The sequence below is a fragment of the candidate division KSB1 bacterium genome (assembly GCA_016214895.1).
GTDB lineage: Bacteria > Electryoneota > RPQS01 > RPQS01 > RPQS01 > JACRMR01.
The window spans coordinates 1-14,023 of the sequence record JACRMR010000009.1 but is presented as its reverse complement, the minus strand read 5'-3'; the positions used below and the strand labels follow the sequence as shown (position 1 = coordinate 14,023).

At 58.8% G+C, this 14,023-nt stretch carries 12 protein-coding genes; 2 read left to right on the top strand and 10 right to left on the bottom strand.

The genetic code is table 11. The features are described 5' to 3' along the window. Nucleotides 1-131: 131 nt before the first annotated feature. The 9 genes from HZB60_06165 to HZB60_06125 form a co-directional block, all read right to left on the bottom strand. A complete protein-coding gene (locus HZB60_06165; GenBank protein MBI5059350.1) occupies nt 132-431 on the bottom strand; it encodes a DUF4365 domain-containing protein in 300 nt (99 codons plus the stop codon). After that, the gene (locus HZB60_06160) at nt 428-1,525 is read right to left on the bottom strand and encodes a VOC family protein (protein ID MBI5059349.1); all 1,098 of its coding nucleotides are present in this window, start codon (nt 1,523-1,525) and stop codon (nt 428-430) included. Before HZB60_06160 ends, HZB60_06165 begins: the two co-directional genes overlap by 4 nt. Before the next feature lie 132 nt (nt 1,526-1,657). Continuing rightward, nucleotides 1,658-2,659 (bottom strand): fatty acid desaturase, encoded by a 1,002-nt coding sequence (locus HZB60_06155; protein MBI5059348.1) that lies wholly within the window; start codon nt 2,657-2,659, stop codon nt 1,658-1,660. A 95-nt stretch (nt 2,660-2,754) separates the two neighbouring features. Then, nucleotides 2,755-3,300 (bottom strand): flavin reductase family protein, encoded by a 546-nt coding sequence (locus tag HZB60_06150; protein ID MBI5059347.1) that lies wholly within the window; start codon nt 3,298-3,300, stop codon nt 2,755-2,757. 28 nt (nt 3,301-3,328) lie between these two features. Further along, nucleotides 3,329-4,855: a 4-hydroxyphenylacetate 3-monooxygenase, oxygenase component gene (gene hpaB, locus HZB60_06145; GenBank protein ID MBI5059346.1), complete on the bottom strand. Its 1,527-nt coding sequence runs from the start codon at nt 4,853-4,855 to the stop codon at nt 3,329-3,331. A gap of 126 nt (nt 4,856-4,981) precedes the next feature. Continuing rightward, nucleotides 4,982-5,755, bottom strand: coding sequence for a hypothetical protein (locus HZB60_06140; protein ID MBI5059345.1), 774 nt, complete (start codon nt 5,753-5,755; stop codon nt 4,982-4,984). 40 nt (nt 5,756-5,795) lie between these two features. After that, on the bottom strand, nt 5,796-7,328 hold the full coding sequence (gene hpaE / locus HZB60_06135) for a 5-carboxymethyl-2-hydroxymuconate semialdehyde dehydrogenase (protein MBI5059344.1): 1,533 nt from the start codon (nt 7,326-7,328) through the stop codon (nt 5,796-5,798). An 85-nt stretch (nt 7,329-7,413) separates the two neighbouring features. Then, the gene (locus HZB60_06130) at nt 7,414-8,184 is read right to left on the bottom strand and encodes a fumarylacetoacetate hydrolase family protein (GenBank protein MBI5059343.1); all 771 of its coding nucleotides are present in this window, start codon (nt 8,182-8,184) and stop codon (nt 7,414-7,416) included. A gap of 37 nt (nt 8,185-8,221) precedes the next feature. After that, nucleotides 8,222-9,103: a 4-hydroxy-tetrahydrodipicolinate synthase gene (locus HZB60_06125; GenBank protein MBI5059342.1), complete on the bottom strand. Its 882-nt coding sequence runs from the start codon at nt 9,101-9,103 to the stop codon at nt 8,222-8,224. A gap of 507 nt (nt 9,104-9,610) precedes the next feature. Between HZB60_06125 and HZB60_06120 the strand changes: the two genes are divergently transcribed. Together HZB60_06120 and nrfH are read left to right on the top strand one after the other, a co-directional pair. After that, nucleotides 9,611-10,948 (top strand): ammonia-forming cytochrome c nitrite reductase subunit c552, encoded by a 1,338-nt coding sequence (locus tag HZB60_06120; GenBank protein ID MBI5059341.1) that lies wholly within the window; start codon nt 9,611-9,613, stop codon nt 10,946-10,948. Next, complete coding sequence (gene nrfH / locus HZB60_06115; protein MBI5059340.1) at nt 10,945-11,388, top strand: cytochrome c nitrite reductase small subunit; 444 nt, start codon at nt 10,945-10,947, stop codon at nt 11,386-11,388. Before HZB60_06120 ends, nrfH begins: the two co-directional genes overlap by 4 nt. A 21-nt stretch (nt 11,389-11,409) precedes the next feature. Here the strand turns inward: nrfH and HZB60_06110 are convergent, their stop codons facing one another. Next, nucleotides 11,410-13,836, bottom strand: coding sequence for a T9SS type A sorting domain-containing protein (locus tag HZB60_06110; protein MBI5059339.1), 2,427 nt, complete (start codon nt 13,834-13,836; stop codon nt 11,410-11,412). Nucleotides 13,837-14,023: the final 187 nt, after the last annotated feature.

The following is a 14,023-nucleotide window of genomic DNA, read 5'->3' as shown; positions in this document are numbered from 1 at the left end:
GAGACCAAACCCGAAGTTGTTGTTCCTGCTCGTTCGTGAGCTCAATGACCGGAGCGTGACGCATAATTTCATCCTCCTCTCTGGAAGATGAAACGCACAACCTCGCAATTAGTTGCAGCAACTCCGCAACACTACACTAGATCCTCGTAGTTCTTAGTATCAAGCGTAAATGAGAAATCTGAGCTCTCCAATACAGCCTTAGACGTGCACTTAGCCTGGACATCGATTTTCGGCCACCTGACTTTGCTTCCCTTCGTCAAGGACTTTATCGTCACATCGACGCTCTCTATGTCATTCTCTACGTGATCAACAACACATGAAGCTCCAGCAGCAATCGCGCGAATATAAGCGAGGCTTAGTTGCGCCTTGCGGCTGCTAAGGATGGGATCGGCCCAATTGCCCTTTCTCTTTGGAGTCACATTCGTGCTCACACCACAAAATCCGGCTTTGCGAATAGCGGCGGGTCCGTGACGGGTTTTAGTTCGCCGGTTAGGATGTCCTCGACCAAACTCGCCTCCTCGAACCAGCTTTTCGGGGGGAGATGGCCCCAGAAGGTGGCGCGGCGGGGGTCGTTGATGCTCCAGCGGACGGGGGGCATGTCCCAATCGGTGATCAGATAATCGCCGGTATAGATCTCGATCCGATTGTTGTCGTAGTCGCGCAGATAGAGGAAGAACGCATTGGACAAGCCGTGCCGACCCGGTCCGCGCTCGATGCGATCGGCCATGTGCATGCTGGCGAGGGTGTCGCAGGCGTTCAAGATCGACAGCCGGTCATAGGCCCAGAAGCCGACATGATGCAAGCGCGGCCCGACGCCGTTCATGTTGGCGAGATCGTGGACATTTTGTTTGCGATGCATCCAGACCGCCCAGAGGGTGTCCTGCTCGATCAGATCGCTGGGGCCGGACTCGAGGAATTTGTGGCCTTTGAATTCGGAAACGGAAGGGGTTGAGCCCGAGACCCCCCCTTGCCCCCCCTTGAAAGGGGGGGAGTCCGAAATTGGATCGGAGGCGGCGGTGTACTCGGAGCAGTGGAAGTTCAGGCGCTTCGTGTACCAGTTGAAGCCCTTGCAAACGTCGCTGACTTGGCAGTTATAGTGATCGATGCGCTGGATGCTCGCGCCGCGATACTTGTAGTAATTTTGCAGCTCGGAGGGACGGCGCTCGATCTCGTGGAAGAATTCGAGCGGGATGCCGTTGGGATCCTCGATGCGCAGCGTGCGGCCCTGACCGAGATTCTCGTGCGGCTCGCACCAGCGGTGCCTGAGGCCGTCCTCGCCGGCGATCCAGGCGAGTTCGTCGAGATCGGCCTCGGCGGCGACGCGAAACGCGAGATGGCTGAGGCCCGGCTGCTCGGTTTTGCGCAGGACGAGGCTGTAAAGATCGCGCTCTTCGAGACAGCCGAGATAGAGGCGGTCGCGCTCTTCGCGGATCAGCAGAAAGCCGAGCGCGTCAATATAAAAACGCTTGGCCGCGTCGAAATCGGTGACGCGGAACTCGGCGTGGGCGGTACGGAGAATGTTCATTGAAGAGAAACTTGAAATCTGAAACGTGAAACGTAAAAGAAGAAGTCAATTTCGGCAGGGTCAGGAGACCATGCTCGGGGTGATTCTCCGATTCCGGCCGGGTTGCGCGGACTTAACCCGGCTCGGCGAATACTATGCGGTTACGTACTTGCGTTTGAGCTCGCGGAAGCTGATCAGGCGCTGCTGGTCTTCGTCCCAGACGCTGAGGAACATGGTTTTCATACTGCTGAAGAGCGTCACGGTATAGACATCGTGGAACTCGGGATTCTCGTGATAGCAGCGCTCGAGTTCGTAGTTCGGGATACTGGACTTCAGATGGTGGATGTGATGATAGCCGATATTGCCGGTGAACCATTGCAGGATGCGCGGGAGCTTGTAGTAGGAGCTGCCCTGCATAGCGGCGCGGACGTAATTCCATTCGGCTTTGGGTTTCCAGTAGGTGTGCTCGAACTGATGCTGAATGTAGAACAGCCAGATGCCGAGACTGGCGGCGATGAAGAGCACGGGCAGCACGACCTTCGCCAGCGCAGCGAAGCCGATGAAGACACCGATGGCGGCGAGCGTGGCGGCGATCGTCAGGTTGGTGATCCAGATATTGCGGCGGTCGCGCTGGTTGTAGTGCTGCGGATCGGTGCAGACGCGGTTGATGTAAAAGAACAGCGCGAGCGGTCCGAAGAGGATGAACACCAGCGGATGTCGATAACAGCGATAGTGGAGCTTGTCGAATCTCGACAGCACGAGGTACTCTTTGACCGTGTGAATCGTCATGTCGCCAAGGCCGCGCTGGTCGAGATTGCCGTTGGTGGAATGATGCAGCGCATGCTGGCGGCGCCAGTAATAGTAGGGCACCATCGTGAACAGGCTGCAGAAGTAGCCGACGCGATCGTTCAGCTTTTTGGAAACGAAGAACGAGCCGTGGCCGCAGTCATGCTGGATAATGAACATGCGGACCATGAATCCCGCCGCCAGTACGCCGAGGCCGAGCGTCACATAGAACGGCATGGCGAGGGACAGGTACATCAGGTAGATCGCCGCGAAGAACGGAAGGAACGAATTCGCGAGCTGCCAGACGCTTTTGGCGAGCGAGGGGACGGCATACGGATTCATCAGTTCGGTGAGGGCCTTGTCATCCATGATCGTGCGGGCTGCGCGGGGGACGCGTTGCGTTGCGCGCGGCGGTACGGGGGCGAGAGTGAGCGTGCTGATACGTTGATCCTACGAAGTGAAGGTTACCACGGGTCGTAAAACATCTGTTCGCTGGCGCCGTCGAGGTCGCTGCGACCGGGCGCGGCGGTGCTGTCCGGTTCAAGTCGATGATAGCGGCGATTGAAGTAGAGCAGGGGCTTGCGCGGTTCCACCCCTTGCAGCAACGCCAGCACTTTGCCGACGACGATCCAGTGATCGCCGCCGTCGTGCAGGGCCAGGAGTTCACAGCCGATCGCGGCGAGGCAGCCCTCGATGCGCGGGCCGCCCTCCCACTCTATGAAACGGAATTCGGCTCCCTGCTGTTCCCGTGTCGCTCCGGCAAATTGATTGGAGATCGCCTCCTGATCGTCGCGCAGCACGTTGACCGTGAACCGCACGTTTGCCGCGAGGTAGGCATTCAGCTTCGCTTTCTTGGCCACGCAGACGATGATCTGCATGGGATTGGCCGAGAGCGACGTGAACGCGTTGGCGGTCATGCCGTGGGGTTGGCCATCACCTTGAATGGTGACGACAGTTACACCGGTGGCGAACAGCGAAATGGTATCGAAGAAGGTTCGGGAGTCGGACACGGAAGGCAACTTGAAACTTGAAAGCAGACTACTCGGTCTTCAGCGGCTTGCCATGCAGGCGCGGGTTGGAGTCGTAATAGGACATCGCGGCGTTGGTGGCCTCAGTGGCGGCCTCGGCCTGTGCGCGCTTGAGGAAATCCTGCACTTTGTCCATCACGTCCTTGCGGTCATGATTGACGCAGACCGCGCCCGCCATGCGCACCGGATCACCGAAGAAGAAATGTTCGTAAAGCGCCTGGCGCGTCGCGAAGGCGGACATGCTGGCGTCCCACGCGAGGCGGAACAGCGGAATGCGCTGGTAGGCATCGGCGCGGGCGGCCTGATAGTACTTCTTGATCTCCTCTTTCAGCGGCCCGTGCACGTCGGCCTCGGTCGGCATGGCGACGAGTCCCGACGCGCCGATCTGCTGGATGATCTGCACGAGGCGCGGATAGAGTTTGGGGAACATGTTGCGCGCGGCATCGAGCGGATCCCAGGCGGGGCGCATCACGCCGTAGTTGTCGAGTGTCGCGTCTTCCTCGGCGGCGCGCAGGAACGCCTTCTGGCTTTCGGTAACGCACCACATCTCGGCGAGCTTCTCCTGAATATGCTGGAACTGCTCGACGCCGATGGAATTGACCAGCAGCGAGGCGAGGCCGAGCATGAATTCGCTTTTCGCTATGTTCTTGCAGAGCACCTGATGCGTCATATGCACGACCGCGCCGGTCGCGGCGTAGGCCTTGTTGCAGCGTTCGACATCGCGATAGAGCAGTACGCGCTCCCACGGCACAAACACGTCGTCGAAGATCACGACCGCGTCATGTTCCTCGAAGCGCGAACCGAGCGGATGATCGTAGCTTGACCGCCCATAGTCCACTGATTCGCGGCACTGGAATTTCAGGCCGGGCGTATTATTGGGAATGATGAACCCGAAGGCATAGGGCGCATCTTCGGGCTTCGACGTGAGCAGCGTGGACGGCAACACCATGATCTCGTCGGAGATTGGCAGGGTGGCCAGCATGCGGCAACCGCGGATGACGATTCCGGCGTCGGTCTCTTCTTTCACGCGCGCGGCGAGGAATGGATCGGCCTGACCGGCGGCCCCGGCGGCGCGATTGGCCTGCGGATTGATCAACGTGTGCGTCATGCACAAATCGTTTTCGCTCAGATAGCGATGCAGGTTCTTCGCATTTTCGCCGAACTGCTCGCGTGCTTCGGCGAGGAACTGCCAGCCGGACGCGTAACCGGAGATCGAGCGGTTCAGATAATCGGGAGCGCGGCCCATCATGCCGCAGGAATGATCGGACCAGCGCTTCATCATCCGCGAAATGGACTTCAGTTCGTCTTTGGTTTTCGGGATCATGAATGAGCGACCGACTTTCACGCCGCGATCGTTCGTGAACAGCATTTCGTCTTCATTCGCCCATTGCAAGTCATAGAGCGCGGCCAGCGAGCGCACGCCGCCGTCAAACGCCGGATGCGTAGTCACGTCTTTGACTTGCTCGCCGCAATGAAAAATCGTCGGGGGTTGTTCGCGCAGACGTTTGATAACGTCCGCGCCTTTACGTGCGGGCATGGGGGCTCCTCAGGAAAGCGGAAAGGCAGACATTCAGAAAATCAGATTCCGGCCGGGTTGCGGCAGACCTTAACCCGGCTCGGCGGCACAAAGCTCGCGATTTGCTCTTGAGGTGGGGATGCGGGATCAGTCTAACGGCTGAACGGAGATGAACGGCTTACCCGTACTCATTTCTCCACGGGCGTGCCAATCGCTGATCAGATTGACAACGCAGTCCGACAGGTTTGCCGTCTCGAGGTCAATCGGCCAGGCCGTTCGGAAGACCGCCAGCCCCTCTTCGATGTCGGTAACCAGCTTCACCCACTCCGGATTGTCGATTAAATCTTCGAGCGTCGGGTCGGGTCCGCGCGGATGTTGCCTCTGGAGCCTGGCGAAGCCAAGCGCACGAAGCGGTTCCGTATCACAGTCTTCGTAGAGGAAGATGGTTCCCTTGACGTATGGCGCGCTGACGCAGACGGTGTCGGCTTCGGGCGGAAAGACCTGCATGAACCGATGATAGCCCTCGACCCGCGTGAAGCCACTGCCGTCCGAGATAATCGCGGGATGGAACTTGCCGCCCGCGACCACATAGCGCTTGTGAATTGGCGGGTCGAACTCCTGATCGTAATCGATACCGACGACCTGCGGTGGAAATGAATCGGGCTGCAGCGCGACCGGCCAACGCGCGGCGTATTTCCCCCATTGAGACGTGCTCTGATCGAGTGTCAGTTCGCGTACGCCCAGCGGAGTCAGCAGGGAATCGGCGCTGAAGCCGCGCGCGACGTAGAGCTTGCCGCGATAATAGGCCTTGCCATCCACTGATTCTGTTGGATACCCGTGAGGCACCGGCAACATGGCCCGCTCGGAAGCGAAGACCAGCGTTGACACCACAAGAGTATATGCCGGAAATCGCCACCTCATGTCTGCGACCTCCAAAAAATGTAAAAGGAGTTAGCGGTTTCTACCCGATCTTCGGAATATGATGTTCCCCCAGCGGGACGTGGATGATCTTCGTGTCCATGTAGAATTCGGTGAAGGACAGTTGCCCGCCCTCGCGGCCGATACCGCTCCACTTCGAACCGCCGAACGGCGTCCTTAGATCGCGGACATTGTGCGAGTTGATCCAGACCATACCGCACTCGAGGGACTGCGCGACGCGGTGCGCGCGGGTGACGTTGGAGGTCCAGATATATCCCGCCAGTCCGAACTTGATGTCGTTGGCCAGTTGAATGGCCTCGGCCTCATCCGCGAACGGCATCACCGCCAGCACGGGGCCGAAGACCTCTTCCTGCGCGATGCGCATGTTGTTGCGCACGTTGGTGATCAGCGTCGGCAGAAAGTAGTTGCCTTTCCCGAAATCTACCCCCCCCTGCTGCGCTCCGGAACCCCCCGGTGGTCCCCCCTTGGAAGGGGGGACGGCTACGGCGGGCCTGTCACCGCCCACCAGAATCGTGGCGCCGTCGGCCCTCGCGATGTCCATGTAGTCGCGGACGCGCTGCCAATGTTCCTGATGAATCAGCGGCCCGACCTCCGTGCTCATGTCGTTGGGATCGCCGACCTTAATCTGTTTGACGCGCGCAGCGAGCCGCGCGACGAATTCATCGTGGATGCTCTGTTCGACCAGCAGCCGCGAGGCCGCGGTGCAGCGCTCGCCGTTCAAGCTGTAAACTTGCCACAGCGCGCCGTCAATCGCGCGGTCGAGGTCGGCGTCGGCGAACACGATATTCGGCGACTTGCCGCCCAGCTCCATGCTGAACCGCTTGAGCGTGTCCGCGCCGTTCTTGATGATGATCTGTCCCGTCGTCGTCTCGCCGGTGAAGGAAATCAAGTTCACGTCGGGATGCGCGACGAGCGGGGCACCGGCACTCTCGCCGAAACCGTGCACACAATTAAACACGCCCGGCGGCAGATCGGCCTCCTGAATGATCTCGCACAGCTTCGAAGCCGACAGCGGCGACCACTCGGCAGGTTTCAACACCGCCGTGCAACCGGACGCCAGACACGGCGCGACCTTCCACGTCTCCAGCATGAACGGCGTATTCCACGGCGTAATCAGCCCCGCGACGCCCATTGGCCGATAGACCACATAGTTCAGCCATTCCTGATCGACGGGGTACGCTTTGCCATGCAGCGCGAGCAACTGGTCGGCGAAGAAATAGAAATTATCCGCGGCGCGCGGGATCGCGCCTTTCGTGATCTGTTTGCGCGGGATGCCGGTATCGACGATTTCCAATTCGGCGATATCGTGGGCATGCTTGAGAATCAGATCGCCGATCTTGCGGATCTTCTTCGCGCGCTCCGCGGCGGGCATGCGCGACCACACGCCGCTGTCGAAGGCAGCGCGGGCGGCTTTGGCGGCCTTGTCGATGTCCGCGGCTTGACCGGAAGCGCAGTGGCCGATGACCTCGTTGGTCAGCGGCGTGAGCACATCGAAGGTCTCGCCGGCGAGCGAGTCCACGAACTGATTATTGATGAAGTGCTTGACGGAATACATGAAGGAGGCGTTGAGACACTCAAGTACTGAGACGCTGAGAGCAGATTCCGGCCGGGTTGCGAAGACTTAACCCGGCTCGGCGGTACTAACGGCGATGAAGGTTGCAGACGAGTTCCGGCCCGAGCGCGATGGGATTCTCGAGGGCGCCGATGCCGTCGATTTCCATGCGCATCACATCACCGGGATAGACGTGCGAGAGTCCTTTGGGCGTGCCCGTCCAGATTTGATCGCCAGGTTCGAGCGTCATGATCATGGAGCAATACTCGATCAGCTCGGCGAGGGAATAGATCAGATCGCGCGTGTTGCCCTGCTGTCGCAATTCGCCGTTGACGTAGGCGCGAACTTCCGTGTGGGCCGGATCGCCGAATTCATCGGGCGTCACCAGGTACGGACCGACGGGTCCGAACGTATCCCAGCCCTTGCCGATTAGCGGCGGGCGGAAGTACGGACCGATGTGATCGCGCACGGTTACGTCGTTCCCGATCATGTAGCCGCCGACGAAATCCAACGCGTGCTTGGCCGGCACATTGCGGCATTTGTGACCGATAATCGCGACGAGTTCGACTTCGTAGTGCATGTACTCGCTGCCGGGCGGCATCAGCACGGTGCCCTTGTGACCGATCAATGATGTCGTCGGCTTCAGGAAGATCGCGGGCAGTTCGGGTTTGGCGAGGTTGAGTTCGGCGGCGTGATCAGCGAAGTTCAGCGCGATGCCGATGATTTTTGATGACTGCACCGGCGGGAGCATGACAACCTGATTGATGTCATACTCCTTGCCGTCAGTGGCAATCAGTTGATTATCGAGGTAGCAGCCTTGCAGCAATCTGCCGTCGGCGGCCCAGCGGGCGAGTTTCATCTATCGGGACCTTGGATTGTGGATCTTGGATTTCGTTCTACAGCAGCCCGTATTGCTGCATCACCGCGCGCAACTTCACTTGATTCGCGTCGCTCATGGCGGTTAGGGGCAGGCGAACCTCGAACGTAATCTTGCCCATCCACGCCAACGCGGTCTTGACAGGGACGGGATTGATCTCGTAGAAGATCGCTTCGTTCAATGGCATCATGTCGAAGTGCAGTTTCCGCGCCTCCTCCCACTTCCCCGCCGCGCACAGATCGTAGAGCGAATTGATTTGCTTTGGCATCAGATTGGCGGTGGCGCTGATGTAGCCCGCGCCGCCGATGCAGAGCAAGGGAAAGCAGAGCAGCTCGATTCCCGAAAAGACCAGAAAGTCCGGACCCATGCGATGCAGCAGATGATTGATGTGCTCGAAGTCCTTGTTGGACTCTTTGACGCCGACGATATTCGGGCAAGCCTCGCGCAGGCGGGCCACGGTGTCGATGTCGATATTCACTGCCGTGCGGCCGGGAATGTTGTAGAGGATGATTGGAATCCCGACCGACTGCGCGACGGCTTTGAAATGCTCGTACAATCCCTGCTGACTCGGGCGGCAATAGTAGGGCGCGATTAACAGCAGCGCATCGGCACCGATCTGCTCCGCGTGTTTGGAGAGCGCGAGCGTTTCTTCGTGGTTGACGGAACCGGTGCCCGGCACGAACGGTACGCGTCCGCCGATGGCTTCGTGGGCGACTTCGTAAAGTCGCAGGCGTTCCGCTCGCGACAGCGCGGACGGTTCGCCGGTGGTCCCGGCAACGGAGATGCCATGCGCCCCGTTTTCGATCTGCCAACTGATCAAGTTGGCGAACGCCGGGTGGTCAACTTGGCCGTTTTTGAACGGGGTGACGACGGGAACAATAGAACCGCGGAGCGAGGGCATACAGCGGAAGGTGGCGACGGTTTCGGGTGACGTGGGATTTCAGTCCTTAACATAGTTAATTTAAGGTTTTTTCGATTGAAAGAAAACGAGATTGCGGTACTTGAGCACATCGCTGCCACTGGCTGGTACTATATAATTCCATATGATTTAAGTCTTTAGGCAAGTGGATGGTGCATGATTTGCCCCGTTGCCACAGCTCACCTCTGCGCTATGGTGGCAGGCATGCCGCTCGACCGGAGCTATCCATCGGCTACTCCGTCACGCCTGCGTGGGGGCTTCCGATTCATGTGAAGTTTTTCGCAAAGGAGGCGTTCGGGCCTCGCCGGCCGGACCATAATACGATTTAAGGACAATGTAATCATGATTATAGAGCCTCGTTGTTACCAGTCGATTGTTGAAAAAACTCTTGCATTATTCACCATGCCGAGGTATAATGGGAGTGTTGACACCGGCATTTTTCAGCTCAGGGAATCTCATTTCATGACTACTTCATCCAGAACTCTGTTAATAACGTGGATCTCGATCGTGATGACGGCGGCGGTGGCGGCGCTGCTGATCAACATCTTCGAGCACAAGCAGGAGTCGAAGCTCAGCTATCTGAAGATCGTTGACGTGCGGCACGGTGAGCCGGATCCGTCCAAGTGGGCGGTGAATTTTCCGCGCGAATACGAAGCGTATATGAAGACGATGAAGACGAGCGAGCTGATACCGTACAGTAAATGGGGTCGGTACGGCGGTTCGGAAGCGTTCTCGCAGTTGGAGCGGCATCCGGACTTGAAGCGGATGTTCGCGGGCTATCCGTTTTCGGTGGAGTACAACGAGGATCGCGGGCACATGAACGCGCTGACGGACATGCTCAAGATCAAGCGTTTAGGCGATCAGAAACCCGGGTCGTGCATGACGTGCAAGAGTCCGCAGGTGCCGCTGTTTATCGAGCAATACGGCGCGCAGCAGTTTTACAATACTCCGGTGAAGACGCTGGTGGATTCGTTTCATTTTGAGCATTCGATATCCTGCGCGGACTGCCACCATGCGGAGACGATGGCGCTGGAGATCCGGCGTCCGGCGTTCATCGAGGCGATGGCCAGGCGCGGCATCGACGTGGCGACGGCGGATCGGCAAGCGATGCGCGTCTATGTCTGCGCGCAGTGCCACGTCGAGTATTACTGGCAGAAGGAAGACAAGTATCTGACCTTTCCGTGGTCTAAGGGATTGGTTGTGGACAGTATCGAGGCGTATTATGATTCGTTGCATTTCAAGGATTGGGAGCACGGCGAAACGAAGGCGCCGCTGCTCAAGATGCAGCATCCGGAATTTGAGTTGTACTCTACGGGGATTCACGCGCGCTCGGGAGTGAGCTGCGTGGATTGCCACATGCCGTACACGCGGCAGGGTTCGATCAAGGTCACGGATCACTGGATTCGCACGCCGCTGGTGAACTTGAACAATGCTTGTTTGACTTGTCACCGTGAGAGCGAGACGGAGATGCGCGATCGCGTGATCGAGATTCAGGACAAGACCTACGCGCTGATGACCCGCGCGGACCATGCGATCATCTCGGCGCTGGACGGCATCCAGGCGGCGATGGCGGCGGGGGGCACGGATCAGGAACTTGCGTCGGCGCGGGCGCTGCATCGACGGGCGCAAATGCGCTGGGATTTCATTAGCGCGGAGAACAGCATGGGCTTTCACAGTCCGCAGGAGGCGGCGCGGGTGCTGGGGGATGCGATCGACTACGCGCGGCAGGCGGAACTCGCGGCGTTCAAAGCGGTGATCGCACACGGGGGGGCGCTGACTCCCGTTCCGGCAGCGGTGGCGCCGCCCGTGACCGGGGCCGGCGGATGACCAAGCATCCCTATATTGCCGCGCTGCTGATGGCGTTGCCGGGAATCGTGATCGGCATTTCCGGCTACACGTTTTACTATGCCAAGGGCTATTCGTATCTGGTGGATGACCCCAAGGCGTGCATGAATTGTCACGTCATGCGCGACAATTTTCGCTCGTGGGAGATCGGGCCGCATCGCTTCGTGAGTTGCAACGGCTGTCACGTGCCGCATGACGTGGTCGGCAAGTACACGACGAAGGTCGAGCACGGTGTGCGACACTCGTATGTCTTTACGTTCGGCGATCCGCAGGTGATCAGGATCAAGGAGTCGGGCCGCGAAATCGTGAACAACAATTGCGTGAGCTGCCATGCCACGATGGTCTCGAGCATCTTTCACACAACCGGTCCCGGCGGCCGGATGTGTTTCGATTGTCATCAGGGAACTGGACACGATTACTGAGCTCGTTCCACGCACCAAACATCAGTCGGGCGACCCGCAGGGGCCGCCCGTTTTGCATCGTCGCCGAGCCGGGCGTCCCCGCCCGGCCGGAATCTTCTTCGGTTTCCCCCCCCACGCCACGAAATATTTTCCAGACGAGAATTCCCCGCCGCGCAGATCGACGGAGTAGTTGACGATCCCGGCGCGCACGATCACGGCCTGCTGCACGACCTGCCCCAGCAGGTTGAAGATGCGCACGTTCGTCGCTTCCCCCACTGAATTCACCAACCGAATCGTGACCATCGCGTTTGTTGGATTGGGAAAGATAGTGACATCGCGCTGCTCGGGAACATACCTCCAGCGTTCACGGCCGGCATCGTAGATCGAGTCTGACTTCATGTACAGATAGAATCCGGTTTCCGGAATTAGCGGCAGCGCCATGATCGTCTTCGGCCAACCTGCGCTGATTTCGAACTGATGGATGGGTACAGGTGGCTGCTCGCAGTACTGTTCCCAATCGCCATCTCCCGTACCGCGCCAGATTCCCTGCTGTGGAACATAGACATAGACAAACTCCGTGGTATCCCAATCAAAAGCGACCTGCGTCACTTGGCCGGTATAGGGCAGGTTGCCGAAGCACGAATGCCAATTGCCGACCCCGTCGCCGTCATTGCGGCTGAAGGCGCTGTCACCGTAGTTTGCGAAGAATCGCCCGAGCGACCGCTGCGGCCAAATGTACCGCGCAGCATGCCCTTCGGTGCCGGGTGCCCGTTGCCATGAAGCTCCGCCTGTGGTCGAGTAGTAGAGCCCGCCCGACAGATTGCCCGATCCTGTTCCGGAGCAGAGCAACGTCTCCGGGTTGGCACTGTAGTACACGACGTCCTCCACGCGCGCGGCCGGAGGATCCAGCGCACCGTAGGTGAAGCTCCATGTGCTGCCCAAGTCGGTCGTACGCGCGATCCGCAGCGAGTCGTGATCTTGCCGGTAGTGTGCAATTAGGAACTCATCGGGATTCTCTGGTGACCAGTCAATGCCACCACCGTTTTGGTAGTCGTATCGCCACCACGCCGTGTTGGTCACATGATGAAAACTCTGCGCACCATTCGTTGAGACCGCGAAATTCAGTCCGCGCGCCAGAATGTGCTGGAGATTTGCGGCAGATGCTGGACCAATGAACTCAAAGATGTCATCGCCGCGCGCCTCCTCCTGCCCGCCGGTGGGCTGCCAGTTCCGTCCCGAATCCGTGCTGCGCCAGAGGTCGCCGTTTGATCTAATATAGCCCGTGACCGGTGAATAGAAGATGTCGGTGGGCAGTCCCCGGGACCAATCCGGCGGAGCAAGATCAATCACACGAAAGGACTCGCCCATCGCCGGGCGGTACGTGAAATACGGTGACATGGTCATCGCTCGGCCTTCTGTGCCCGGAAAGGCATAGAATTCAGGTTCTACCTCTGAGACACCGCTGAGTCGGGACGTGAAAGTCCATGTACGACCACCATCGAACGATTCGTGAAGCTTGCGCTCGCTGGCCGCGAACAATCCGTACCAGTGGTTGAAGTTCATACGGTCTTGAACGATGTGTCCGATGGAGTAGATTGAATCCGGGGCCTCATACAATGTATCGAAGGTAGCACCAGCGTCCAAAGATTCCAGAATGTAGTAGTTGTCGCCCTGACCGTGGTCACCAACAACCAAGACACGATCGGGGTTTGAGTAATCCACATTCCAATCTCGACTAAACGTATTCGTCCCGAACCTGAAGGCCTGTTCGAACGAGTCGTCCGCAAGATTCAAGTGATACAGGCGATGGACATTGGCCGATGTCCCAAGGAAATATAGAAATCCGGCCGGATTCACAATCTCCGAAGCCCCGAGAACCATCGGAACAAGATCCAGCCGCGTCCACGTCTCGCCATAGTCCGTGGTCTTCCACGGATCTTCGGCGTACGGAAAGAAGTACCCGGTGGACGGATGATCGGGTAGCCAGACCATCTGCCCGGCCGATCGGTAATTGGATTCGATCACAAACTGCCAAGTCGCTCCGCCATCAGTCGTGCGAAATAGAGAGTCCGGATCCGAAGAATCAAGATCCTTCATAAAGCCAAACCAGATTGAATCCAGTGTCGGATGCTGGAACAGCTGTTCTGGCGCGGCCAACCACGGCAAGCGGGTATCGGGAATCAGTTCGCTGCTGAAGTCGCGGGTGTTGACCCGGTACAGGTAGTCATCGTCAAGGTTCAAGCAGAACCATAGACAGACGTCGCCGTTCCAGTGGCCCTCAGTGTACTCACCCATGGCCGCGTGCGGGGCTTCCTGCGTCCACTCGTTCCAGCCGCCAAACGCACCGTTGGGTAACAGGATAGCAGACAGGCCCCCAAAAAACAAAACACACCTCGCCGCAGAGCGCAGCAAGGTGTTCAGTAGTCGAGAATTAGAGCGGCCGAGGAGCAGGTACGGGCGTCGCGGCATGGTCAGAATCAGCAAGGTTACCACAGCATCTTCGCGAACGAGGTTGGTATCAATTTACACCGGGAATCGCGGATTGTCAAGCGCATGACTGGCCGAGTCCTGTAGGGGCCGATTGCATCGCCCGCGCCCAGCCCGTTCCGCCGAGCCGGGAGTCCTTCCCCACATCCGGCCGAGCAGGGATTCCTTC